Annotated in this window: 26 protein-coding genes and 1 other annotated feature; of the genes, 18 read left to right on the forward strand and 8 right to left on the reverse strand. The window is 36.4% G+C overall.

The genetic code is table 11. The features are described from left to right. Positions 1 to 30: 30 nt before the first annotated feature. The 3 genes from AC3EA5_RS02115 to dcm all read right to left on the reverse strand — a co-directional run bounded on the left by AC3EA5_RS02115 (position 31) and on the right by dcm (position 3,927). The gene (locus AC3EA5_RS02115; protein WP_488606896.1) at positions 31 to 1,194 is read right to left on the reverse strand and encodes a hypothetical protein; all 1,164 of its coding nucleotides are present in this window, start codon (positions 1,192 to 1,194) and stop codon (positions 31 to 33) included. Between the two features lie 4 nt (positions 1,195 to 1,198). Continuing rightward, complete coding sequence (locus tag AC3EA5_RS02120; protein ID WP_488606897.1) at positions 1,199 to 2,593, reverse strand: Sau3AI family type II restriction endonuclease; 1,395 nt, start codon at positions 2,591 to 2,593, stop codon at positions 1,199 to 1,201. Positions 2,594 to 2,667: 74 nt separating this feature from the next. Continuing rightward, the gene (gene dcm / locus AC3EA5_RS02125) at positions 2,668 to 3,927 is read right to left on the reverse strand and encodes a DNA (cytosine-5-)-methyltransferase (protein ID WP_488606898.1); all 1,260 of its coding nucleotides are present in this window, start codon (positions 3,925 to 3,927) and stop codon (positions 2,668 to 2,670) included. Between the two features lie 317 nt (positions 3,928 to 4,244). On the opposite strand from dcm, the gene AC3EA5_RS02130 reads away from it, so the two are divergent. The 6 genes from AC3EA5_RS02130 (at position 4,245) to AC3EA5_RS02155 (ending at position 9,371) form a co-directional block, all read left to right on the forward strand. Beyond that, positions 4,245 to 4,649 carry a GNAT family N-acetyltransferase gene (locus AC3EA5_RS02130; RefSeq protein WP_488606899.1) on the forward strand — a complete coding sequence of 135 codons (405 nt, stop codon included), beginning with the start codon at positions 4,245 to 4,247 and terminating at the stop codon, positions 4,647 to 4,649. 12 nt (positions 4,650 to 4,661) lie between these two features. Beyond that, positions 4,662 to 4,925: a hypothetical protein gene (locus tag AC3EA5_RS02135; protein ID WP_488606900.1), complete on the forward strand. Its 264-nt coding sequence runs from the start codon at positions 4,662 to 4,664 to the stop codon at positions 4,923 to 4,925. A 396-nt stretch (positions 4,926 to 5,321) separates the two neighbouring features. Beyond that, positions 5,322 to 5,514: a binding site (T-box leader), on the forward strand. Between the two features lie 45 nt (positions 5,515 to 5,559). After that, positions 5,560 to 7,227, forward strand: a complete 1,668-nt coding sequence (argS, locus tag AC3EA5_RS02140; RefSeq protein WP_488606901.1) for an arginine--tRNA ligase — start codon at positions 5,560 to 5,562, stop codon at positions 7,225 to 7,227. Positions 7,228 to 7,385: 158 nt separating this feature from the next. Continuing rightward, positions 7,386 to 7,769, forward strand: a complete 384-nt coding sequence (locus tag AC3EA5_RS02145; protein ID WP_488606902.1) for a hypothetical protein — start codon at positions 7,386 to 7,388, stop codon at positions 7,767 to 7,769. Then, positions 7,756 to 8,175, forward strand: coding sequence for a GNAT family N-acetyltransferase (locus AC3EA5_RS02150; protein ID WP_488606903.1), 420 nt, complete (start codon positions 7,756 to 7,758; stop codon positions 8,173 to 8,175). Before AC3EA5_RS02145 ends, AC3EA5_RS02150 begins: the two co-directional genes overlap by 14 nt. Before the next feature lie 266 nt (positions 8,176 to 8,441). Then, positions 8,442 to 9,371, forward strand: coding sequence for a DUF4349 domain-containing protein (locus tag AC3EA5_RS02155; RefSeq protein ID WP_488606904.1), 930 nt, complete (start codon positions 8,442 to 8,444; stop codon positions 9,369 to 9,371). Between the two features lie 44 nt (positions 9,372 to 9,415). Here the strand turns inward: AC3EA5_RS02155 and AC3EA5_RS02160 are convergent, their stop codons facing one another. Next, complete coding sequence (locus tag AC3EA5_RS02160) at positions 9,416 to 10,078, reverse strand: HAD hydrolase-like protein (RefSeq protein WP_488606905.1); 663 nt, start codon at positions 10,076 to 10,078, stop codon at positions 9,416 to 9,418. A 19-nt stretch (positions 10,079 to 10,097) separates the two neighbouring features. Further along, on the reverse strand, positions 10,098 to 10,268 hold the full coding sequence (locus AC3EA5_RS02165; RefSeq protein WP_488606906.1) for a hypothetical protein: 171 nt from the start codon (positions 10,266 to 10,268) through the stop codon (positions 10,098 to 10,100). Between the two features lie 172 nt (positions 10,269 to 10,440). Between AC3EA5_RS02165 and AC3EA5_RS02170 the strand changes: the two genes are divergently transcribed. The 4 genes from AC3EA5_RS02170 to AC3EA5_RS02185 all read left to right on the forward strand — a co-directional run bounded on the left by AC3EA5_RS02170 (position 10,441) and on the right by AC3EA5_RS02185 (position 15,709). Further along, complete coding sequence (locus AC3EA5_RS02170) at positions 10,441 to 11,148, forward strand: YwaF family protein (protein WP_488606907.1); 708 nt, start codon at positions 10,441 to 10,443, stop codon at positions 11,146 to 11,148. 94 nt (positions 11,149 to 11,242) lie between these two features. Continuing rightward, a complete protein-coding gene (locus AC3EA5_RS02175) occupies positions 11,243 to 12,484 on the forward strand; it encodes a GGDEF domain-containing protein (protein WP_488606908.1) in 1,242 nt (413 codons plus the stop codon). A 177-nt stretch (positions 12,485 to 12,661) separates the two neighbouring features. Next, on the forward strand, positions 12,662 to 13,105 hold the full coding sequence (locus AC3EA5_RS02180; protein WP_488606909.1) for a MarR family winged helix-turn-helix transcriptional regulator: 444 nt from the start codon (positions 12,662 to 12,664) through the stop codon (positions 13,103 to 13,105). A 3-nt stretch (positions 13,106 to 13,108) separates the two neighbouring features. Then, on the forward strand, positions 13,109 to 15,709 hold the full coding sequence (locus tag AC3EA5_RS02185; protein ID WP_488606910.1) for an MMPL family transporter: 2,601 nt from the start codon (positions 13,109 to 13,111) through the stop codon (positions 15,707 to 15,709). A gap of 67 nt (positions 15,710 to 15,776) precedes the next feature. Here the strand turns inward: AC3EA5_RS02185 and AC3EA5_RS02190 are convergent, their stop codons facing one another. Together AC3EA5_RS02190 and AC3EA5_RS02195 are read right to left on the reverse strand one after the other, a co-directional pair. Then, a complete protein-coding gene (locus AC3EA5_RS02190; RefSeq protein ID WP_488606911.1) occupies positions 15,777 to 16,073 on the reverse strand; it encodes a hypothetical protein in 297 nt (98 codons plus the stop codon). A 66-nt stretch (positions 16,074 to 16,139) separates the two neighbouring features. Further along, positions 16,140 to 16,511 carry a type II toxin-antitoxin system HicA family toxin gene (locus AC3EA5_RS02195; protein WP_488606912.1) on the reverse strand — a complete coding sequence of 124 codons (372 nt, stop codon included), beginning with the start codon at positions 16,509 to 16,511 and terminating at the stop codon, positions 16,140 to 16,142. Between the two features lie 154 nt (positions 16,512 to 16,665). Here AC3EA5_RS02195 and AC3EA5_RS02200 point away from each other — a divergent pair, with 154 nt between their 5' ends. The 8 genes from AC3EA5_RS02200 to AC3EA5_RS02235 all read left to right on the forward strand — a co-directional run bounded on the left by AC3EA5_RS02200 (position 16,666) and on the right by AC3EA5_RS02235 (position 22,938). Continuing rightward, a complete protein-coding gene (locus AC3EA5_RS02200) occupies positions 16,666 to 17,616 on the forward strand; it encodes a hypothetical protein (protein WP_488606913.1) in 951 nt (316 codons plus the stop codon). Positions 17,617 to 17,677: 61 nt separating this feature from the next. Further along, positions 17,678 to 18,178, forward strand: a complete 501-nt coding sequence (locus tag AC3EA5_RS02205; RefSeq protein WP_488606914.1) for a DinB family protein — start codon at positions 17,678 to 17,680, stop codon at positions 18,176 to 18,178. A 278-nt stretch (positions 18,179 to 18,456) separates the two neighbouring features. Next, a complete protein-coding gene (locus AC3EA5_RS02210; protein ID WP_488606915.1) occupies positions 18,457 to 18,849 on the forward strand; it encodes a GntR family transcriptional regulator in 393 nt (130 codons plus the stop codon). Further along, positions 18,842 to 19,738, forward strand: coding sequence for an ATP-binding cassette domain-containing protein (locus AC3EA5_RS02215; protein ID WP_488606916.1), 897 nt, complete (start codon positions 18,842 to 18,844; stop codon positions 19,736 to 19,738). The genes AC3EA5_RS02210 and AC3EA5_RS02215 overlap by 8 nt, the downstream gene beginning before the upstream one ends. Beyond that, the gene (locus AC3EA5_RS02220; protein WP_488606917.1) at positions 19,710 to 20,450 is read left to right on the forward strand and encodes a hypothetical protein; all 741 of its coding nucleotides are present in this window, start codon (positions 19,710 to 19,712) and stop codon (positions 20,448 to 20,450) included. Before AC3EA5_RS02215 ends, AC3EA5_RS02220 begins: the two co-directional genes overlap by 29 nt. After that, on the forward strand, positions 20,450 to 21,154 hold the full coding sequence (locus AC3EA5_RS02225; RefSeq protein WP_488606918.1) for a hypothetical protein: 705 nt from the start codon (positions 20,450 to 20,452) through the stop codon (positions 21,152 to 21,154). Before AC3EA5_RS02220 ends, AC3EA5_RS02225 begins: the two co-directional genes overlap by 1 nt. A 30-nt stretch (positions 21,155 to 21,184) precedes the next feature. After that, entirely contained in the window at positions 21,185 to 22,627 is a 1,443-nt protein-coding gene (locus AC3EA5_RS02230; RefSeq protein WP_488606919.1) for a helix-turn-helix transcriptional regulator, read from the forward strand. 116 nt (positions 22,628 to 22,743) lie between these two features. Beyond that, positions 22,744 to 22,938, forward strand: coding sequence for a DUF378 domain-containing protein (locus AC3EA5_RS02235; protein WP_394190198.1), 195 nt, complete (start codon positions 22,744 to 22,746; stop codon positions 22,936 to 22,938). Between the two features lie 88 nt (positions 22,939 to 23,026). On the opposite strand, the gene AC3EA5_RS02240 is transcribed toward AC3EA5_RS02235, so the two are convergent. Further along, entirely contained in the window at positions 23,027 to 23,368 is a 342-nt protein-coding gene (locus tag AC3EA5_RS02240) for a hypothetical protein (RefSeq protein WP_488606920.1), read from the reverse strand. Positions 23,369 to 23,603: the final 235 nt, after the last annotated feature.

The raw sequence follows: 23,603 nt of genomic DNA on the forward strand, positions 1-23,603 counted from the left end.
GTATGGCAAGAATCTTTGCTGAGTAAAGGTTTATGTATTAGGTGTGTTATCATTTTGTGAATTAACTCCCACCTCCACAAATTCAAGATTTTTAGTTTTTTCATTAAATTTGTATTTAATTAATCTTAAATTATCCCAGTGCTTAGTGATAGCAGGGCGACGTCCTTTCACAAAGGTGCGTTTTCCGGCTACGTTTTTTAAACCAACTACATCTTCAGGGAAATCTTGAGCCACCACGAATGCCTCAATCATTGAATAATCTCCAAAGCTATATTCTTGATTTACCCAATCAACATATTTCATAAGTTGATTAATAACTTCTTTATCAGCTATATCTTTTTTAATTTCTATAGTTAAATATTTCGATATAGTTGAGAAAGAAGGAATGAAGCGATATCCAAACACGTCCATTTTATCCATGTAATCAACTGGCTTGAATGGTGATGCTACGACTTGGTGAGATAAATAATCCCAATTTCCGAATATCCCATCAGGATTATTTTTAATATAATCTATAACGCCAACTTCTATAGCCATTTCATGACCAATTCTAGAATTATTTGCTGCAAGAGCTAAGACATTCTTGGCGTTAATTCGATAATCGTCATTAATTAGAAACTGAATTCTATTATGTAATTTATCCGATTGTGAAAATACATTTTGGGGATTTGTAATTTCATTCTCATTTGTTTTTAAAATAATATCAATTAATGCTTTATTTTCAGTGTCATCTATTTTAATGAATGATAATTTCCATAACACTCTCAACATTTTAAAGGCTTCAGGATTAGAAGCTAATACGTCATCCATATCTATACCATTCTTGAAAAAATAAGGTGCATTTTCAAAAGTACATAAAAATCTATTTCCTAAATTGAATGAAGACTTATTTAAAATCATTTTATTTTTTAATTTTGAAAATTTCTCTGCTACCGGGATATCTGCGCCAGGGAAATTCAGGTGTTTACATTCACCGTTAATATTTATTAATTTTCCTACACCGTAAATTTTTCTAGCAATAAAAAAATATACATTATCACCTTCTGACATGGAGACATAATCTGCAAATGTTCCTTCATGATGTGCTCTCCAAATGTTTTTTAAAGGTACATTTAAATTAGTACTGTATACACCGTTATTAACAAGTTCATTTAATGAATCAGTACTATCAAGTGTGAAAATATAGCCAGCCATCAATTCAGCTCCTAGTATGTGTTTGTGTAATTAAATGTGTTACAAATTCCTTATCCAACCAAAAAGCTTGTTTAGCTATCATTTGCCCATCAGGTAAAAGTGTTTTGTCCTGTCCGTTTCTACCTTTTGGTCTAATGTGGCAAAGACCATTAAACCCTGGTGAAGGTAAATTATTTCTAGCTACAACAGTATTTCCTCTTGCGATTATGTCGATTTGGATTCCATCATTAATTTGCTTTTGAACAGTTTGATAGAATTCTTTCAAGTGTGTATCAATTTGACTAATAGGCATATTCCATAGTTGAATCCCTTTGAAAAATAATTCCCGATTTTTATTTTGACGTTCAGTTTCTTTGAATTCAAAAATAATAAACAAGAACTTAGTCTGCTCAAAATAATTATTTAGCCAACTATCTTCCCAATCTTCCTTAGACCATGCATTGAAGTCTATATTTTTAAAGGACATATGTTCTTTTGGGATGCCATTAGGTTCAAGACGTATCGTTTTGAATTGTATGTTGGCCTTCGAGAATTCTTCAATATCATCAAGTTTAGTTCCTTTTATACCTAATAAGGCACTTACGAATTCAGGAACAAAACTTTTTGAACTGTTAATTGTGATTCCATTTTCGAATGCAATTTGCGAAAGAGTTTTTCCAATATAAGGGGTAAATCTATCGTTTAGAATTTCTTCGAGCGTTCGAGTTTTTAATTCTTGGCTATTTGTTATGGAAACCATATCTTTATTCGAAAGTATCTTTCTTGCCACGCCCGTCATGTAACTTGCTTTTAAACTGTATGCCCTTTGCATCGCTGGTAATGTGTTATAAGGTTGTGTTCTAAGGGATTCTTTATTTTTCCCTTTAGTACACGCTGCTAAGTAAATGGTGTCAGCTTCAGAAAGTTCATGGGCTTTTCCAGACTTAATTTTATTGGTTATAAACTCCCAATCGTTTTTTATAATCTGTAAATCCTCTTCACTATAAGTTAAGAGATGACTTTTAAGAACTTGATATTGTGATCGATGCACATCTGGAAGCCATTGATAGAACATGAGAAGTATTTTCTGATTCTTCTTCCAAAAACTAGATGTATTAAATGTGTTTAGGATTTCTGTGTGATAGTTAATGATGTTTAATACCAATCGTTCTTTAGCAGAAATGGAACCGTTTTTATTTAATTTTAGTGGAGTGACTTTTAATTCAATTCCTAATTCCAAGAAGTCTGCCTCGGATTTAGAATTTATTTCATAACCAAAAAAGCTTTCTTCGATAATTTGTCCAAGTTGCCCTTTTGCCTTAGGATTGGTAATTCTCCCACTCAGATCTATTTCTCCGAATGTTTTTCCTTCAGCTTCTTTTGCTTTGTATAGAAGTATTTCTTCTGTTTCATAAATCATGAATGGACCTCCTAAAACAAGAAATTGTTATATCAAGATTTTACCATATAAAGAAAAAAGCCGATACCGGAGTATCAGCTTTGCAATGCTAATTCTAATTGAATTTCAGCAACCTTATTTGTTCTTTCTATTTCTTCAATTCGATGACCCATTCTTTCAATTAAACCAACCACCAAAGCATTTCCCATACAAAAATAGCGCATACGATCTGACATCGTGTTTGTCCAATTATCATCAAATCCATTTAATCTTTCACATTCCAATGGTGTTAGGAAACGTTTTCTACCATTCACTTCAACTATATGTGTACTTCGATTGGTTGAACCTTCACTAGTTAGCATAGTTCTACCAGGTTTGTCTAAATCATCAGTAGGGGACATACCACCTTCAGAAAACTGATAAACATGTCCATCTGCCGTTTTTCGTTCAATTTTCTTTGGACCTCGAAGATATGCAAACTTTTCACTCGTAGCTTCAGACAAATAGAATTTCTCATCAACATCATCTTCACTAATCAAAATCTCTCTTAATGTGATGGCTTTTTCTTCTTTTGGAATCACTTGTGTAGTAAATACATATCCATCTTTCATATATCCAGCAGTATGGAATCCGAAAGAGAATGTTTCAGATATTGCTACAATATCATCAGGAAGTGTTACTGAACTAATTCGATTTTTATATGGCTCAAACTCAACTGGGAATGGCTTGGCAAAGAACCCTTCATTATAAACAATTTGATCTTCAGAAAAATTGCTTTGGGCTTGTCCGAAAGATATTCCATTTTTGTAAGCAAAAATGAAAACACGTCTTCTTCTTTGAGCAAATCCGTAATCTGCGGCATTAATAACACGCCACTCAACTGTATAATCCAAATCCCTAAAGGTAGCTAACATAACTGCAAAATCACGTCCCCGCTGAGAAGAAGGGGATTTTAAAAGTCTATCGACATTTTCTAATAATATATACTTTGGATTTGTGCTCTCAATTACGCGTTTAATCTCCCAGAAAAGAACTCCTTTTTTCCCTTGGAGTCCTTTTTCACCAGAAAGGCTTCGAGCTACTGAATAGTCTTGGCATGGAAAGCCACCAACTACTAAATTTGGTTCTAAGTCCGCAAATGCGTCATTTGAAACGGTAGTTATATCTTCATTCGAATGTATTCCATCTTTAAAGTTATGCTTATAGCAATCGAAAGCATCTTGAGCTTTTCGAGAAGGTTCCCATTGGTTCCCCCATACTACTTCAAATAAATCGGGGTTCGCTTTCTCGAGACCTAAACGAAAGCCACCGACACCAGCAAATAACTCAATTACTTTTAATTTAGAATCTTGCATATACGAACACCCTTTCGCTTTTTCTTTATTATACAACATTTTATTGAAAAGATCAAGATCGAAACGTCACAAATTTAAGTATTTTATTCGAAATTCACAAGACCTGCTTTATAAAATCAATTTTGGAAATTGATAACACACAATCAGAATTTTCCTACAATATATACGGGGGTTCTGATATTCTTTAATTAATAATATCCAAATGTATGTTTTTGTAGAAATACCAATTAAACAGTAAGAGGTGTACTTTAATGTTACTCTACAATTGATTCATACAGAAATACTCCCATTAAAAGAACAAATGGAGGGTTCTGAAAATGATTTACACAACATCTACTAAGGGTATAAATGTTAATCAGTTAAACGGTTTTTTTGTGAATTGGCCGAATCCGCCTTCTCCTGAAGTTCACTTAAAGTTATTGAACAACAGTTCACATATCGTGTTAGCAATTGAAGAAGATTCGAATCAAATCGTAGGATTTATTACCGCTATAAGTGATAGCGTTTTATCAGCTTATATCCCCTTTTTAGAAGTTTTACCATCTCATCAAGGTAAAGGAATTGGACTAGAATTGGTACAGAGAATGTTTGCTACGCTGAAGGATATTTATATGATTGACTTAATGTGTGACATGGAGTTGCAGGTTTATTATGAGAAATTTGGTATGCAACCATCCAATGGAATGATAAAAAGAAATTTTACAAAGCAGTCAGGTTTGTAAGGGGAGAAATATATGGAGTTTGATACATTGAAGTGGGTGCTTCTAGGGGTTTCTGTACTTCTATTTGCAATTAAGTTTTATGTGAAACGCGAGTCACTTTTATGGGGCATTATTTTTTACACGTTTGTTTATGCGGCCATGAGTTATTATGTGTATTTCAATGATTGGCGACAAGGTTGGAAGTTAGCGTTCTTACTGATCGCTTCGTTTGCATTTTGGCAGTTTTTATTTAAAGAAATTGCTCAATTCCGTAGGTTGCGTGCTGCACGTCGTTAATCGGTTTTTTCAATATTCATTGAAAGAAGAGTGCTTATGGAGAATATTAAATCAGGATTTAATAATTTCTCACTAAGAATAAAGAGCATGTTTAAATTGTTCCAATTAGAGCCTTTATGGTTCAAGGTATTCATTTTGATTACATTGCTTACAACTATTATTTTTAGTAGCTCTGCCTTTTCTGGGAACTTACTTTATGAAGGTATATCTAAATTGGCAGCGGCTCTCTTCTTCGCGGTTTATGGCTATAAAATGAACACGAATCGGAAGGTTTCGAAGATTTTTTATGGATTAGCAGGTCTTTGCTTCGTGCTAGTGGTGTTAGCCTTCCTAAATTAATAACTGTAATCTATTAGAAAATGTTGACAATTAATTTGGGGTTTGTTAAATTCAATAACAATATCTAAGAAAAAGAGAGTAGCGACATCTGATACAAAAGCGAGCGGGGGATGGTGGAAGCCCGGTGTAAAAGAGTTGTGAACCGCACTTTTGAGATGCTTTTAGTAGCCGGAACTCCCCGTTATGGAGAAAGTGGCCATATATTTGGCAATTTGAGTGGTACCGCGGAAGTTAAGCTTTCGTCTCATGTTTGATGAGACGAGGGCTTTTTTTATTTATTTTAGGAGGTTTTCTGATGAAGCAGGACATTTTAGAAATATTGCAAGGCATTGTTCCGGAACTGGTTGATGAAAATATGATTGAAGAGCCGACTTATACTCATTTAGGAGATTATGCATTTCCTTGCTTCTCGCTCGCAAAGCTATTAAAAAAATCTCCCGTTTTGATTGCAGAAGAAATCGCTCAACGTATTAGTGATCCTCGCGTTCAAACGGCCAAAGCAGTTAATGGCTATGTGAATTTCTTTATGAATAAATCCTATTTTTCTCAACACATCTTGGAAACAATCATTAACCAATCCAATCAATATGGTTCCTCACATATTGGTCAGGGTAGCGTTGTCACTATTGATATGTCTTCCCCAAACATCGCAAAACCATTTTCAATGGGCCATTTACGTTCGACAGTCATTGGCAATTCCATCTCCCTGTTGTTAGAAAAGAGTGGGTACCAACCTGTGAAAATTAATTATTTGGGTGATTGGGGAACTCAGTTCGGGAAATTGCTTGTTGCCTATCGGTTGTGGGGAAGTGAAAAGGAAGTTCAGGATGCGCCAATTGAGACTTTGTTAGCTCTCTACATTCGTTTTCATGAAGAAGCAGAAACAGATGAAACCTTAAATGATCAAGGACGGGCAGCGTTTAAATCACTTGAAGATGGGGATACCGAAGCCTTAGCCTTATGGGAATGGTTCCGAACGGAGTCCTTAAAAGAATTTCAAAAAATTTACGATTTATTAGGTGTTTCTTTCGATTCTGAAAATGGAGAAGCTTACTACAACGACAAGATGGAACCAATTGTAGAAGAGTTAACTCAAAAACAATTATTAGTTGAATCTGATGGTGCTCAAGTCGTTGAAATAGGGGATGACATTCCACCTTGCTTAATAAAAAAATCAGATGGTGCAACTCTATATGCAACAAGAGATATTACGGCAGCATTAGACCGAAAACACACATATAACTTCGCGAAATCCCTATACGTCGTGGGGAATGAACAGAGTCTACACTTTAAGCAAATTAAAACTGTTCTTAACAAAATGGGCTACGATTGGTCAGCATCTATTCAACATGTTCCATTTGGCTTGATCTTAAAAGACGGAGAGAAGCTTTCAACTCGCAAAGGAAATATTATTTTGCTGGAGCGTGTCTTAAAAGAAGCCATTCAATTATCTTCCGTAAATATCGAAGAGAAGAATCCGAATTTAAAAAATAAAATCGAAGTCGCTGAAGCAATAGGTGTTGGGGCCATTATTTTTAGTGATTTAAAACAGCACCGGAAGCATGATATCGAGTTTAACTTAACAAAAATGCTTCAAACGGAAGGTGAGACGGGTCCTTATATACAATATACTTGCGCTAGAGCGTACTCCATTTTAAGAAAAGCTGAAACCAACCCACATGATGTTCAAGTTAAAGATGTTAATGACTATGAGTGGGCAATCATTAAATTACTCAATCAATTCCCTAACGTGGTAAGTAGGGCGACTACTTCACTAGATCCATCTTTAATCGCAAAATTCGCAGTAGCTCTAGCGCAGTCATTCAATTCTTTTTATGGAAATGTCCAAGTGCTAACTGAGGATGAAGGTCGTTATTATCGTCTTGTATTGGTCCATAGTGTAACAATCGTGTTAACAGAAGCATTAAGACTATTAGGAATGAAAGCACCTCAAGAAATGTAAGTTGGTAGTTCTTTTAGAAAAATAACCTTAAAAAATAATAGTTGGAAACTACCTGTATTCACGGAATGAGAACTATGATAAATTTATATTGTAAAAATTTACAAAATAGTTTTTTTATATTATGTGAAGTAACTAGGTTTTTTAATGGAGGAAGAATTGTGCAACTGAAAAAACTATCTAATGATAATCACGAAGAAGTTATAAAATTTTTTGAGGATGATAAATTGTATTATTATTTCTTGATTGATGGATTAATTAAAAATAATTATCAAGGTGATTTTAAAGTATTTGGAGAATATCAGGATAATCAATTAGTTTCTATATTAGTGAATAATTTTAATAATATTACTTATTTCTCAAAGTCAGATAGAGACATTAGTATTTATAAAAACTTACTAAAAGAATTAACTTACTCAAAGTTAAGTGGACCGAGCTCCCTTATGCAAAAGTTTACTCCGTATGTCGATGAAGGAAAATACACTGTCCTATTTAGGTGTAGTAAAAAATATTTCTGCTTCGAGAAAGCTCATGGAGCCAATTAAAATAATTGAAACAGAAGATGAAATTAGAATGCAATATGATTTATTATTATCCACAAATGAGTTTTCAAAAAGCCTACCTAAAGAAAAGAAGGAATATGTTCGACTTGAATATAAGAGATTGAAAGATACCAGTGACCGTACAGTGTTTTTAGAGGTGAATGAAGAAATGGTGTCTTCTTGTTCTACAATAATGGAAGACAAAAACAGTGCCATTGTTATTGGTGTAGTTACAAATCCAAAGTTTAGAAATAAGGGATATGGAACTGAAGTGTTGATAGGGTTATTTCAAATGTTGTTGGAAGAAGGAAAATATCCATACTTATTTTATAATAATCCAGCAGCTAGAAGTGTATATCAAAAAATTGGAATGACTGAAGTCTGCGAGTGGCGAGTGATTACTATTTAACGTTTTTCCTTATTCAAACTTCTGAAAAATTTATCAGTTCAGTTATTTTTTATTGAAATCACCAATATTATTAAACACGGAAACAATAAAGAAGACAATCCAATACGAAGTTTTGAGGCAGCCGAAATTGTATCTTCGGCTGCTTCTTTTTTGTGTAGAGGAATCACATCTTTCAAACCAAACCTCAAGTAATTATTTTTTTGAGAACTGTAACATTTTTCCTTATGGCTACGTCAAAGTTTATATAGAGATAGGGGGCAGTTGAAATGAAGAAAAAGATGTTGGGGTTATTATTGTTGGCCATTATGTTGGTATTGGCAGCTTGTAGTGCGAGTGATGAGATGTCCGAATCAAATGAATCTTACCCTCAAGATATGGCGGATAAGGAAAGTTCAAATGAAATCGCAACAGAGGAATCAGAAAATGTGGCGAGTGATTCGAGTCAAACAAGTGATTCAGACGAATCTGCTGAAGTGTCGACAAAAGGGGCAGTTGTTGAAACGAATCGCATGATTATTCACCAAGCGAGTTTAAGTGTGAATGTGAAGGAACTGGACAAAGCGCAAGCAAATATTGAACAGAAAGTAGCGCATTACGGTGGGTACATTGTGGAATCTAATGTTTATAAAGAAGATGACCAAACGAGCAGCGGGAAAATGGTTGTCCGTATTCCTGAAAAGCATTTCGAGAAATTTTTAGCAGACGCTGAAGGGCAAGTGGCTAAGGTCCTTGAACGAAATGTTACTGGGCAAGATGTAACGGAACAATATGTCGATTTGCAATCACGTGTTAAATCGAAGAGAGCTGTTGAAGAACGATTACTAGCGTTTATGAGTAAAGCACAAAAAACAGAGGACTTATTAAAGATTTCATCTGACTTAGCGAAAGTACAAGAAGAGATTGAAGTGATGGTAGGAAAGATGAAATATCTTGAAAATCAAACATCCTTCTCTACAGTTGAATTATTAATGTATGAAAATAAAGTAGTCGTACCCGAAATCGAAAGCAAAGAGCTAAATACATGGGAGAAAACGAAAAAACAATTAGCGACTAGTACCAATTCATTGCTTGCTACTGGTTCAGCTTTAATCATATTCTTTATTGGAAACTTGCCAGTGTTACTTATTTTGGCGTTGATTGGATTAGGCGTGTATTGGTTTGTTCGAAAAAGATTGCGTCATGTAAAGAAATCGTGAAAATAAAGCAGCTCCAATAAGGGGCTGCTTTTGTCATGTCCAAATTATACAAGTTGAAAACTCTGTACAACATCTATTATTTCCATCAAATCATCAATGACGAAATCAGCTTGAGCTAGTTCATTTTCTTGTGAAAAATCAAATCGACACCCAATTGAATGTAAGTTGTTATGTTTGGCTGCTTGTATATCGGAAAGTCGGTCTCCAATGACCATTCCGTCTGTAATGCGATGTAGTTTGATGATTTCTGTTACGAGATCCGTCTTGTTTTGTGTATGTATTTGTTGGATGCTAAACGTTTTGGTCACCCATTGATCGAGACCATAATAAGAAACAATGGCCTTTAAATATTCGGTTTGTCCGTTACTTGCGATAAATAGGGAGTGACCGTTGCTTTTTATATAACGAAAGAGTTCTGTTGTATTTGGATATAGTGCGCCTTTTCCAGCGTTAATGTTTGCGATTAATCTTTCGTGGAAGAATGCATTCGCACTTTCTCTCCATTCATTTGTCGCGTCAGGTAAAAGTGTTTCCCATACGACAGGCAATGGTACGCCCATAATCTCTTGGTACTTTTTCAATGGCGTTTCTTTGTTCCATCGGTTTTGAGACCGTAAATTGTCAAAAGTATCTTCTAGAGATATTTCTAAAATTTTGTTCGTTTGAAAAAGGGTGCCATCCATATCGAAAATCAAAGCTAGTGACATCTAAATCCTCCTAAATCAATTACATTTGATTTGTATTTTTAGCTCTGATTTCTTTTAGTAAAGAGATGATTTCCTTATTCTGCTCAACTTGTAGATCAGAGTTTTCTTTAATGAATCGAATCCATCGAATAAGAAAGGCTACGATAATAATGGGTAATCCATATAAGACTGATAGAAATATTGTCTCCATGTTGGATGCTCCTCTCGTTCCCGCTCCGAGCATTCCATATTTAACCTTTTGTTTTTTATATTCGCTCCTACAACAAATCTCTCCTCTATTGCAGTTTAAAATCTAGAATTTAAAAGGATATCCCTCTCCGCAAATTGAATAAGAAGAGATAGACGAAAAAGGAGGAAGGACAATGAATTGGAATGAAGAACCCGTGTTTACTATGTTTTCATCCGCACATTTTGTTGCCATTATCGGGTTAGTCCTCCTGATTATTCTACTGTTTGTCTTTAGGAATAAAGCAACAATCGAAGCGGGGAAAATGAAATGGTTCGAACGTTTCTTCGCCGTTACATTGCTAGGTATGGATTTTCTCTATTATGTGTGGCTTTACCAGACGGATAGATGGAATTGGAGTCACTCCTTACCGCTAGAACTCTGCAGTATCAGTTTAATTGCTGCGATTCTTTTACTTTGGACGGGTAATAAGCATTTGTATGAGTTCGTTTTCTACGCAGGAATTGGTGGTGCTATCCAAGCAATCGCAACACCAGTTTTAGATATGGGGTATCCGCATTTTCGCTTCTTCCACTTTTTTTATACACATGTCGGAATTATCATAACGGCACTGTATTTCACTTGGTATAAAGGGTATCGACCAACGTTTAAAGGAATTGTGAAAACGATGATTGTACTCAATGTTTTGTTGCCAATTGTATTTATTATGAACCTTGTCGTAGATGGCAATTATATGTTTTTGCAAAGAAAACCGGTCAATGGTAGTTTATTAGATTACTTAGGTCCATATCCATGGTATATTATAACTTTAGAACTAGTTTCCTTTTTAGTGTTTTTAATCTTATGGCTTATTTTTAGAAAGAAAACAGAAGATTCATTGTAAAATTATGAAAATGAATTATTTTCTGAATTATTACATTCAATTTTTTGGTAATATGCTATAATTTCTATATTCATAGTTAAGAAGGTGCAACAGATTGGAAAAGTACAAAATTTTTGATGTATCATTATTCGTTGTGAGTGTCGCGACTGGTTTATATTTTGCGCCTTTAGACGTAGATATTTTTAAATATATAGCCGTATTATGTATCTATCTATTTTTCTCTGTAATGTATACCAATTATAAGGTTGTACAAGGAAACGGTAATGCGACATATGATTATGGGATGTCATATAGTCAATCGTTTGCCTTATTTGCTGGCCCTTTTGGTCTTCTGATATTTGAAATATTTTATCGCTTCTCTGTTTATTTCCAACGTAAAATTACCAAAACAGCTGATGCCGATGAATTTACAGATACCTTCTTTAATATCGGTACTTTCGTTATTTATAATACAATCGCATATATATTCTTTATGTCTCTATATCCGTTTTTTGAAAACATTCCATTTGGATATTCTATTTTATTCCTTCTGGCAGCACTGATCATTATGGTTTTTGCAAATTCGTTTCTTCTTTTTTCTCTATATTTAAGTGGGAATATTCATTCGTGGAATGAAGTTAGTTTATTTTTAAAGAGAAGAAGTATGTTAGATATCGTTGTTAAAAATGCCTTAACAAATGGTCTTTTGTATTATTTTGTGATGGAAAATCAATGGGAAATGCTCATTGTGTTACTTAGTTTAAATTATGTTGTCAGCAAATCGTTCCTTTCCAAACAAGAAAATAGACAAAATGAAATCGAGCGTGACTATTTCAGAGAAATGGCCTACACCGATTTCATGACAGGTTTAGCAAATCGTGCGATGATGGACAAGCAGATGAGTGAAATCAATGGAAGCAATGAAGTGCTAGGTATTGTTGTCATTGATATTGATAAATTTAAACGCATTAACGATAACTATAATCATGCAGTGGGTGATTTGGTCATTCAGCATTTTGCGAAAATGCTCAAATCGAGGGTTAGAAATAACGATCAAGTATTCAGAAGTGGTGGGGAAGAATTTACCCTGTTCTTACGTGATCGCACCTATGAAGAGTGTATTGAATGCTTAGAAGCATTACGTACACAAGTAAGTGAGCAACCAGCTGAAGTTGAGTTTAATGGTGAAATGACACAGATTTCCTATACGGTTTCATGCGGACTTTACTACAATACCATGGTGGAAGAGCTTCCAATGGAGCGTGCTTACATTTATGCCGATCAGCTTCTATTAGAAGCGAAGGGTCGTGGACGTAATCGACTAGTTGTGAAAAATGGACTAGAAACCTATAAGTGAACATAAAATAAACCTTCTCAATTCTTTTGAGGAGGTTTTTTTGTGCGGATACGGAAGTATAAATTATGGATTTTAGAAAAAAAGAGGCACCATTCACCATTTTGTCACTACATCATTTATTGACTTTTAAAAGTTTACCCCCTAAACTAAATTTAATGGTTAAGGGGGTAAACTATATTGGATAAGCGTATTCAAGAAGCAACTGAATTGTTCGAAGAGGTTCTTATTTATGGGACAGAACGAGTGTTGAAAAGTGTGGATAATCCACTTTGGAAAGAATATTCGCCTGAGCAAATGCAGGTCCTGAAATTGATTAGTAAAGAAGAGTCGATGACGGCTGGTCGCTTAGCTTTACTCCAAGGCGTACACAAAAGTGCTATTTCCAGTCGCCTAAAAAAGTTGGTTGAGAAAGAATTGGTTGTGATTATGCCATCTGGTGATAGGCGTGAGAAGTTAATTGAGCTAACAGATAAAGGTCAAGACGTTGTGGAGCAATCAAAACAAGTGCTAGATGAATATATTGGCTCTTTATTATCAGATCATGTCAATGATCTAGAAATCGAGCAGTTTCTCGTAACGTTTAGAAAGTTAAAAGAAATATTAAAAATGGATGGGGTATAAGAGATGCGCACAATTTTAAAACTGAAATGGCCGATTTTAATCGGAGTCATCGCTATAACGGTACTGTTGTTTTTAATAGCACCCAATTTAACAAATCAAGCCGAAGAAGCAGGTTCATTCCAATTGTCGGACGATGCGTCGTCTCAAATAGCTGCTAAAATGCTTGCTGATGCAGGCGAAAGTGATCAAACCATTTCGGTTGTTATCGAGTTAGATGAAAAGTTAACGAATGACGTCCGTGAACAGTTGAGTGAGATGTCTACGGAAATTGAATCACTTGGGGATGCGGTTACAAGTGTTTTAAATCCTGTGGAAAGCGAAGAAATTGAAAAGCAATTAGTTTCAGAAGACCAACAGACTGTTTTAATTCCAATTACAGTTCAAGGGTCTGATGAGAAAGTAAACGAAGTGGCTGACGATATTCGAACGTCAATCATTCCTTCTGAAATGAAGGCGTATGTAACAGGTGAAGCGATTATCAATAACGATGTAAACGAAAGTGCACAAGAAGGATTGAAACGCACTGAAATTATTACGGTCGTTTTAATCTTTGGATTATTGTTGGCGGTATTCCGTTCGGTCATTACACCGTTAGTTCCATTAGTGGCAGTTGGGATTACGTATTTGTTGAGCCAATCATTAGTGGCGTTTTTCATCGAATGGTTTGGTTTTCCTGTATCGAACTACACGCAAATTTTCTTAGTGGCGATTTTATTCGGAATCGGAACAGACTACTGTATCCTGCTATTAAGTAGATATAAAGAAGAGCTTTCTGCGGGACACGCGGTTGAAGATGCGATTGTTAATACGTACAAAACTGCTGGTCGCACACTGTTGATTTCAGGGTTAGCTGTCTTTATTGGATTCTTCGCGATTGGCTTTGCAGAATTCCCAATCTTTAAATCAGCCGTTGCTGTAGCAGTTGGGATTGCTGTGTTGATGCTGGTTTTATTCACCATCGTGCCAATCAGTATGGTGTTGTTAAAAGAAAAATTATTTTGGCCATCCAAGAAGTCGGCATCTCATCGAGATAGTGGGTTATGGATGTGGATGAGCAAGCTTTCTGTGAATCGCCCTGTGCTTTCGATGTTAGTTGTAGCGGCAATTACAGTGCCATTGTTGTTAACATACGATAACTCGTTATCGTTTAATACCGTGGATGAAATCGGCGACGATTACGAATCCGCTCAAGGGTTACGTGCTATTGAAGATGGCTTTGGAAAAGGCGATTCATTGCCAGTTCAAGTCATCATTCAATCTGACGAGTCATTGGCGAATGAAGAAATGATTCCTTATGTTGAGCGATTAAGCCAACGGTATGAACAAATTGAAGGTGTCGATAAAATCCGTGCTGTTACTCGACCAACGGGTGAAATTCTAGAAGACTTGTATGTAGATCGTCAGCTTGGTCTTATGGCTGACGGATTATCTGAAGCTCGTGATGGTTTAACAGAAATCGGAGCCGGTCTAGATCAAATCCAATCAGGATTAGCTGGAGCAGGTAATAGTGGTGGGCTAGGTGAAGTGGCTGCAGGGCTTGGACAGTTAAATGAACAGTTAGGTTTAACTACACAAGGTCTACAACAATCAGGGAATGTCCAACAAACAGTCGGTGCACTAACGGCGATTAGTCAACAACTGGGCCAAATTCAACAAGGTTTAGCTAGTGCAGGTTCTGGAAGTGAAGGGTTATCTCAAGTAACAGAAGGGCTTGCGGCTTCAAATGAAGGACTATCAGAAATTATTAAGGGTCTAACAGAAGTAAGCGATATGATGACCGCTATGAGCGAAAGTAAAGCTGTTCGCGATACAGGTTTGTTCATTCCTGAAGGTACACTTGAAAATGAAGACTTTGCACAAGTTTTGGAGAGATATACGTTTGCTGAAGGTACTGGCTTAAAGATGGAAGTTATTTTATCTGACGATCCATATTCACCTGAAGCGATTGAAACGGTTCAACGCATTAAGGATGCGACAGAAGCGGAAGTGAAAGGGACGCCACTAGAAGATACTGATATTGCGTTTAGTGGGATTGCGAGTATTAACAGTGATTTAGCTGATATTTCTTCAAGTGATTTCACAAGCACTGTAGTTATTATGTTAATCAGCTTGTTTGTTGTATTGGCGATTTTGTTCCGATCGATGATTATGCCATTGTTCATGATTGGTTCATTGTTGTTAACGTATTTCACGTCCATTGCGATAGCTGAGCTTATTTTCGAAAACATCCTAGGCTATGACGGTATTAGCTGGGCTGTTCCGTTCTTTGGATTTGTGATGTTGATTGCACTTGGTGTCGATTATTCAATCTTCTTGCTCGACCGTTTCCGTGAAGAAGCAGAGAGTGGATTGACCGTACGTGAAGCGATGCGCATTTCTATGGCGAAAATGGGTACAGTTATTATCACAGCTGCTATTATTTTAGCAGGTACATTTGGCGCAATGTTACCATCAGGTGTTCTTAGTCTGATGCAAATCGCATCAATTGTCGTGATTGGACTCCTGTTGTATGGATTAATTGTTTTGCCATTATTAATCCCAGCAATGACGGTTTCCTTTGACCGCGGAGTTTGGTGGCCATTTGGTATGAAGAAGAAAAAATAATCATTAAAAAGACGATTCGATGTTAAGAAACTTTAACGTCGAATCGTCTTTTGTTGTGTGCATTTATTTAGTTAAAGAACTCTAACCACCCAGGGTAATCAAACTGACCATCTGAAATTTGAAAGAAGTGTCCCATTATTCCCAAATGGGTTATCCCAGATTCGTGAGCTACAATTGGGGTGTAAGTTGAAAATATGAAAAAGTTAACTCTTTCAATATGAATATGAATACTTTCTGGTGACTTGCTCCAGCCACTGAACTGAAGGTACTCTTCCTTGGTTGGGTTTGTAATCATACTTAAAATGATAATCAGCACAAATAATGCACTAATGAGGAATCTCTTTTTTTGTTTTTTGATTATCATTACGCCACCTCAGTCAATTGTTCATACGGAAGTTGTAAACACCTAGTCTTAAAGTGAGGAAAAACCTTAAAGACCAATAGGCAGTTGAAAAAGAAGATAATTGCTTGTCCATTTCTCGCTTTCAATAATCACTCTTTCGCCGTTTCTCTCAAAAAAGTAACCAGATCCATCTTTCTCAACAAATTCCCAGCCGTTTTTTTGCAGCCGCTTTTTCAGTGATTCTTCTGCAATGTCCTCCGAATCATCTGTAACAAACCATATATATCCGTCTTCTTGCGTAATTTTAGAAAGCGGTAAAGTAGAAGTGGTGGCTAGGTTCGCTACTTCATATTTGGTTTTATTGGAAAATGGCAGTTCAGGATAGTGAAATTTCGTTGAAAGTGCCATGTAAGTACTAATAACTCCTATAACCACGATTGCTGCAATCCACTTTTTCATTGAATTAACCACCTTAACTCTTCCGATTTCAATACTTACTCATTAGACTCTTCAACTAGAAGAAAAGTTCCAACATTTCAATGTATTCCCAAAATATTAAAAGAATGAAACTTCTTTCTTTACTTAATCGTATATTTAGCAAGGAGTGATGGACATGTGGGAGACATATCAACAAAAACAGTCAGAATTGCAACTGTTAATGAATGAAGAAAAACGCTTGGTTCGTAAAATGGAATCATTAAAACAAGAAATCCTCGATTATTCAACTAAGCGAAATGAACTGGAAAGACAATTAACAAAAGAACAACTGGATGTGGAGAAGTTAGACGGGTTTTCATTCACCAATATGGTTCAAAATTGGAGAGGCAATCTCGACGAAATCCGTGACCAAGAGAAGGCGGAAGCAGCAGCGGTTGAATTAAAATGGAACGAAGCAGTGAAGATGGTTGAAGATCTGGAACAAGAAGAACGAAATGTTCGAGTTGAGTTAGCCGATGAAAGCTTTAGGCAGTTACAACCTCGATGGCACCAACTGATGGATGAGAAAAAACAATGGTTAAAAGAAAACTCACCTGAAAACTATGCTGTTATAGAAAGTTTATATACAAGGAAAACAGAAATCAAAACGATGTTAAAAGAAATAGATGAAGCGCAAAGTGCAGGAACTACTGCGAAATCGTTATTGTCGAGTGCGATTGACCAACTCGCATCGGCTAAAAGTTTTTCAACATGGGATACGTTTTTAGGGGGTGGGATGATCGTTACCGCAATGAAGCATAACGCCATTGATGAATCTGAAGACACCATCCATCGTGCGCAGATGGCACTTCAACGCTTCCAAAGAGAAATGAAGGATGTGCAAGCTTTAGAAGCGAGTGCATTTACCGTGGAACGAGGGAGTTTTATCCAAGTTGCGGATTATTTCTTTGATGATATTTTTAGTGAGTGGACGATTCATTCACGGATCAAAAAATCGCAAGGAAACCTTGAAAACACAAGCAGAGACGTTTCGACTGTATTGCATTCTTTAGATGAAAAGAAACGATTATTACAATCAGAATTAACCGAAGTAGAAAGTAAAAGCAAAGAAATGATTGAAGCGTAATGCAGGAATTTGAGAATGACCCTCGAAAGATACAGAAAGAGATATCTTAAGGAGGCAAAGTATGTACCATACAATCGAAGAATTTTTAGCAGACTGGTCGGATGAAAGTTCATCCACACAAAAGTTATTGGCGTTGTTAACAGACGAATCTTTACCCACACGAGTTGCTGAAGGAGAACGAACATTAGGGTTCTTAGCTTGGCATATTGTGGTTTCAGTTCACGAAATGATGTCTCGTGTCGGACTTGAATTCGATGCGCCGCATCATGACGCCAAAGTGCCATCGTCTGCAAAAGAAATAGCAGAGGGATATGAGAGAGCTAGCAAAAATTTAGCCACTGCCATGCGCGAACAATGGTCAGATGCAGGCTTATCCAAAGAACATGACATGTATGGTGAAATGTGGTCGAGTGCAAAAACATTAGATGTATTAGTGAAACACCAAATTCACCATCGAGGTCAATTGACAGTTTTAATGCGTCAGGCAGGTTTAACCATGGTTGGCATGTATGGACCTTCGCGAGAAGAATGGAAGATGTACGGTGGAGATGTTCCGGAATAAAGTGGTTTAAGATGTGGACGGATGCCCGGAAATTAAGAACCCATTGGCCGGCTGTAAAAGACAGCTGAGCCAAAAAGGCTGACGTTTCGTCCGCGGAAAGCGAAAGGAATAGCCAACCACATTTATTTCTGTTCGAGGTAAATCCTTGGATTTATATGATTCTGAATCAACTTCTGAAAAAAGAAGTTGATTTTTTTGTTGCCAATTATTACATAATGCAATATAGTACATTATAACAGTAATGCACCTAAAATTTAGGTAGTGGAGGAGGCGCGAAATTGAAGTTTTATGAAGAATCGGATCTTCCCATTTATGTTCAACTGGCAGAATGGCTTGAAAATGAGATACTGCGCGAACAATTTAAAGCTGATGAAAAAATGTACTCCCAGTACCAACTTGCGGATCTATTTACCATCAACCCCGCGACAGCTGGCAAAAGCTTAACGATTTTACTCGACAATGACATCTTGTATAAGAAAAGAGGACTTGGCATGTTCGTAACATCTGAAGCAAGAAACGTGATTTTATCCAAACGAAAAAATGAGAAATTAACGACACTTGTAAATGGGATAGTGGATGAAGCTGAGCGCCTGGAAGTACCATTTGACGAACTAATCGACATGTTAAAAAGAGCGAAAGCAAAGAATGAAGGGGGAATTGGTCGTGATTGAATGTAAAAACGTTACGAAAAAGTACCGGGCACACACTGCTTTAGAAGATTTTCATTGCTCAATCCAAGAGAATACCATTACCGGTGTCATTGGACGTAACGGAGCGGGGAAATCCACATTCATGAAATTAGTGGCAGGCTACTTGAAGAAGTCTCACGGGGATGTCGTGGTAATGGGGGAGAATCCTTTCACAAGTCTTAAGGTGTCAGCTAATACCATAATGATTGACGACAACATGAGTTTACCGATTTCGCTCACCTTAGGAGAACTCCTGCAATCCTTTGCTTTGTTCTATCCAAATTGGAATGATTCTTTAGCAAATGAATTGATGGCATATTTTAAGTTATCACCTAAAATGTATGTTCAAAACTTATCTAAAGGGATGAGAAGTACGTTCCATGCCATTATTGGATTTGCGGCACGTTGCCCACTCACAATCTATGATGAGCCGACTACAGGTATGGACTCAGCGGTACGCAAAGATTTTTATCGTGCTTTATTGAAAGATTATCTCGCCTTCCCGAGAACAATTTTACTTTCTAGTCACCACTTAGAAGAAATCGAGAATTTATTGGAAGATGTGTTGATTATTCATAACCAAAAAGCATTCATGCATCTGTCCATTTCGGAGTTAAAGGAAAGTGTCATGGCTGTAAAAGGAAGTAAAGTGGAGGTCGATCGATTTGTCTCGATGCATGAAAAGTTAGACTATAACGAAACGATTCCGGGGACTGTGATGGCAGTTGTGAAAGTCAGTCAATATGTGCATCGCGAGAATTTCCCTCAACTTACTTTTATTAAACTGACAGCCAATGAAGCGTTTATTTACTTAACAGATAGCCGAGAAGGAGGGATTGATCGTGTCTTTGAACGAAATGAGCTTGTTTGATGTCGTGAAAAAACAACTGAGACTCAAATTTCTATCACACCATTCCATTTGGTTGTCTCTAGTGGGCGTTCAATTGTTTGGGATTTTATTAAGTGCTGTGGCGACAAGTTCGGGAAGCTCATCGAGTGGAAATATTTATACTACTTCCCACGTCTATAGCTCATCTTTCTTACTAATCATGACCTATTTATGGGTAGTTGGCACAAGTGTTTATTTAGCTCTTGAATCATCGAACCGAATGGATTATACCTATGTCACCACTCGATTAAGTCAATTTATTTCAAACGTCATTTTTCTAATTTTTATAGCAGCTATTGGTGCGTTCACTGCTTATTTTGCTAGTTCACTCATTCCACTTGTTCAACGACTCTTTGTAAACGGAATCATCCTGAATACCTCATTTACGTTTGTTGAACACATCATGAACATAACAGGAACCTTTGGTTATATATTCTTGTTTGCTTCATTAACATATTTAGTTGTCGTTTTGTTTCAATTTAATCGCTTCATTCCTCTCGGTTTTTTAGTACTGTATAGCTTAGCGAATGTTCTATTAGCCAAAATAGGTGCGGATTCCTTAATAATCCCACTCTATAATTTTTATGAAGGTGAATCTTCATTGAGCTTGTTTATGTTAAAAGCTACGGGGTTATCGACGATTCTGCTAGCTATTACTTGGTTCGTCAATCGTAGTAAGGAGGTGCGGTATTAATGAGTATTGTTTTACTGCCTTTAATCATTATTTTACTAATTACGCTAGGCTTTCAAGCAACTAAAAATAATTCACGTAAACCTCTTGTTCGACTTCCTAGGAAGGTAAGTGTCTATATTCTTATGAGCTATTTCGTGTTGATCGTGGTTGCTACATTTGTTCTTTATTTCATTCCATTAAATGAAAATAGTGTATTTCAATCAATTGATCGAGAAGAGGTAAACCGGTATACTTCATCATTCGTCAGCTTAAATGAAGGGAAATTCGAAGATGTGGATTCAAAGTATCTCATGAAAGAATGGGTTCAAGAAGTAAGTAACGATGAGTTTTATTTAAAACCTAAAACACTTGGACAAATGCCGGTATTAGTCACAATTGAACGAATTCCAGGCGATTCAAATCGTATCGAAGCTTTCCTGTATGAAGGGAAACTTATCATGAATGGTTACGAGGCAAAAGATTTTAATAAACACTTCAAAATAGACCAAAGCGAAAACGTCTTAACCATTTCAAGTACGGGGAGTCGTTCTTATGACTTAGCCAATTTTGAATACGATATGTTTACAACCCAGTTCACAAAAAAAGACTCAGAAAGTCATCATAATTCTTCATCCGAATGGTCACCGACATTACATTTGAAAATTCCTGAATCGATAAATGTTACAATCGATGAAAGTATTGCACATCAAGTGAACGAACGATAATGTTTACTCGAAGATAAGAGGAGACTGACTATGCATGTCTACGTTTTAACGAAAGATCCGCTTGAAGCGCAAGGCATTAAGTGGATGATTTCTTCTCAAATGCGTGATGTTTCTATTGAAATTGAAGATTCTGTAGAGGGCTCTACCGGTGATCGGCATTCTGGAAAACACGATTTTTTTATCATCGATTTGGATATTCTGCCCGTCATGGAAGAATCCTTTCTTCCGGCAGGTTCAAGATGGCTTGGTCTTTCATCCAATCGTACGTTCCAAACCGCTTACGGGGCTTTAAAGCATAAAGCTGAAGACGTCTTATTTAGACCTTTTCAACCTGAACAGTTAATCAAAATTATCCATCAAGCACGGTTTCGTTTGCGCAATGAGCAAAATAGATTGCCTCAAGACCAAACCGTTCAGAACAGCATGTTTACGTACCAGGATTTATTGCTGACAGAGACGTTTCCGAATTCGCCCCTGTTAGTCAGTGCCATTGTTTCTTCCAATAAAGAGCAGGGCTCGGAAATAGTGAGAACACTAGAAGGGTTTTCATTTTCAACTCAATTTCAAGTATTTCCGTTTTCTGATTTCACATTAGTCGTACACCGACTAAATGAGCAATCTCAATTAACAGAAGCCTATTCATCGTTCTATGCTCTATGGAAACAAAAGTCAGATACGTTGCTCTCCTTTTATTTATATGAATCTGAAAAAGGACCAAGTATGCGCAGCTTGTACCAAAAAATGCGGAGGTACCAAGAACGCATTTTTTATGATGGCTACGATATTGTTTCTGTAGAAACGCAAGACTTAACGTGGCGAGAGCTAGATCCATTTTTATCTCCCATTGAGCAACGAATATGGATTGAAATGTTAGAAAAACAGGATGTGAAAGCAATCCGAGACTGGCTCGAACAAGACTTCCTTGTCCTTGAAGCCCCATTTCCAGATCCTGAAATGGTTCGCATACGTTTAACCAGTGTATTAGCACAAATCCGCAGGTTTATGACTGCTAAATCAATGCGCTCAGGAATGTTGGAAAAACAATATCATCAACTTTTCCAAGACATCATACGCGAACCCGTCATGTATATAATTATTCAAAAGTTAAACGACTTTATTGGTTTATTAATGAAAGAACCTGCTCTTTCCACTTCAGGACAGTCTAGCTTCCCTGAAAAAGTTCGATCTATGATGGAATCAAATTACTGGAATCCAGCTTGGAACTTAGCCGCCTGTGCAGATGCACTGAACATCAATAAAAGCACGCTTAGTCGAAAATACCACCAAAGTACAGGTGTGAAGTTCCGTGATGCTTTACAAGAAATCCGAATTCGAGAAGCAAAGCGCTTATTAAAAGAATCCGATGCTTCTTTAGAAGAAGTTTCTCGTTTAAGTGGCTTTACTCATCAATCCTATTTCAACGCGAAATTTAAGACGGCCACTGGTCAAACGCCTTCAAGTTATCGATTTTAAAAAGATAAAACATTCTCCAGCACATCCATCCTTGTTTATTTTTGTAAGTAGGTTTACTTTAAAGTTATATAGATTATACAATCTATATACAAATATTAAACAAAGGAGATGGGAAGATGAAAAGCTTAAATATGATCGCACTTTTACTTGTTATTATCGGTGGCTTGAATTGGTTGTTAGTAGGCTTATTCCAATGGGATCTTGTAGGAGGACTATTCGGAGGAATGGATAGCCCAATCGCTCGCGTTGTTTACGTATTGGTTGGTTTAGCAGCTATTTACTGCATTACATTATTCAAAAAAGTAGCATAATCGATTTTGAAAATTGTATAACCTGTAAAAGACCGACAACTATGATCGGTCTTTTTTTGTGGAATAAAAAAAGAGTTGCTGATGCAACTCATCTTTTTAACTTTAAAGCACTCATCTTCAATCTGCTATTTTGAAAGAGGATCTTAAAATTGCCCCATTTCTTTGTAAAACGGACTGATTGATCAGTAAGCTTTCGCATATTTTGAATGGTGATTTGTGTTTTGAAGAAGTGGTGGATTCGATGTTTTAGATGTACTTCAAATAAGACGACGAGCCCAATAATGGCTAAAATACATAGACTGACAGTGATCAATACATTTAACATTCCATATGCATGTGAGAAAACAAATACCCCGAAACCTGAAGTCGCTAGCAGTACCAGCACCCACATCAGTAACTCTATTTTATTGGTTTTAATGAAAGCTATCATAATAATCTCCTTCCCTCACGCAATATCAACTTCCTTATTCTAGAAGTGTACGCAACGAAAGTTGTTTTTATAAGCAACATTTCATTAATTTAATAGAAATGCAGAGGTTGGTCAGTAAGCTCGAACGGATTTAAGGTTAGATAAAGCGGCATTTACAATCTAATTTTTTGTTTAAAGTTTTAGAATTTTTTATTTTGAGACGGATTGAAGTGGAAGACGGCGACTCCTGCGGGAA

The organism is Paenisporosarcina sp. (genome assembly GCF_057785155.1).

Excerpts from the sequence above, each read along its gene's own strand:
- AC3EA5_RS02115 (WP_488606896.1), bottom strand. The coding sequence starts at position 1,194 with ATGGCTGGCTATATTTTCACACTTGATAGTACTGATTCATTAAATGAA.
- AC3EA5_RS02120 (WP_488606897.1), bottom strand. The coding sequence starts at position 2,593 with ATGATTTATGAAACAGAAGAAATACTTCTATACAAAGCAAAAGAAGCT.
- dcm (WP_488606898.1), bottom strand. The coding sequence starts at position 3,927 with ATGCAAGATTCTAAATTAAAAGTAATTGAGTTATTTGCTGGTGTCGGT.
- AC3EA5_RS02130 (WP_488606899.1), top strand. The coding sequence starts at position 4,245 with ATGATTTACACAACATCTACTAAGGGTATAAATGTTAATCAGTTAAAC.
- AC3EA5_RS02135 (WP_488606900.1), top strand. The coding sequence starts at position 4,662 with ATGGAGTTTGATACATTGAAGTGGGTGCTTCTAGGGGTTTCTGTACTT.
- argS (WP_488606901.1), top strand. The coding sequence starts at position 5,560 with ATGAAGCAGGACATTTTAGAAATATTGCAAGGCATTGTTCCGGAACTG.
- AC3EA5_RS02150 (WP_488606903.1), top strand. The coding sequence starts at position 7,756 with ATGGAGCCAATTAAAATAATTGAAACAGAAGATGAAATTAGAATGCAA.
- AC3EA5_RS02155 (WP_488606904.1), top strand. The coding sequence starts at position 8,442 with ATGAAGAAAAAGATGTTGGGGTTATTATTGTTGGCCATTATGTTGGTA.
- AC3EA5_RS02160 (WP_488606905.1), bottom strand. The coding sequence starts at position 10,078 with ATGTCACTAGCTTTGATTTTCGATATGGATGGCACCCTTTTTCAAACG.
- AC3EA5_RS02165 (WP_488606906.1), bottom strand. The coding sequence starts at position 10,268 with ATGGAGACAATATTTCTATCAGTCTTATATGGATTACCCATTATTATC.
- AC3EA5_RS02170 (WP_488606907.1), top strand. The coding sequence starts at position 10,441 with ATGAATTGGAATGAAGAACCCGTGTTTACTATGTTTTCATCCGCACAT.
- AC3EA5_RS02185 (WP_488606910.1), top strand. The coding sequence starts at position 13,109 with ATGCGCACAATTTTAAAACTGAAATGGCCGATTTTAATCGGAGTCATC.
- AC3EA5_RS02190 (WP_488606911.1), bottom strand. The coding sequence starts at position 16,073 with ATGATAATCAAAAAACAAAAAAAGAGATTCCTCATTAGTGCATTATTT.
- AC3EA5_RS02195 (WP_488606912.1), bottom strand. The coding sequence starts at position 16,511 with ATGAAAAAGTGGATTGCAGCAATCGTGGTTATAGGAGTTATTAGTACT.
- AC3EA5_RS02200 (WP_488606913.1), top strand. The coding sequence starts at position 16,666 with ATGTGGGAGACATATCAACAAAAACAGTCAGAATTGCAACTGTTAATG.
- AC3EA5_RS02205 (WP_488606914.1), top strand. The coding sequence starts at position 17,678 with ATGTACCATACAATCGAAGAATTTTTAGCAGACTGGTCGGATGAAAGT.
- AC3EA5_RS02225 (WP_488606918.1), top strand. The coding sequence starts at position 20,450 with ATGAGTATTGTTTTACTGCCTTTAATCATTATTTTACTAATTACGCTA.
- AC3EA5_RS02230 (WP_488606919.1), top strand. The coding sequence starts at position 21,185 with ATGCATGTCTACGTTTTAACGAAAGATCCGCTTGAAGCGCAAGGCATT.
- AC3EA5_RS02235 (WP_394190198.1), top strand. The coding sequence starts at position 22,744 with ATGAAAAGCTTAAATATGATCGCACTTTTACTTGTTATTATCGGTGGC.
- AC3EA5_RS02240 (WP_488606920.1), bottom strand. The coding sequence starts at position 23,368 with ATGATAGCTTTCATTAAAACCAATAAAATAGAGTTACTGATGTGGGTG.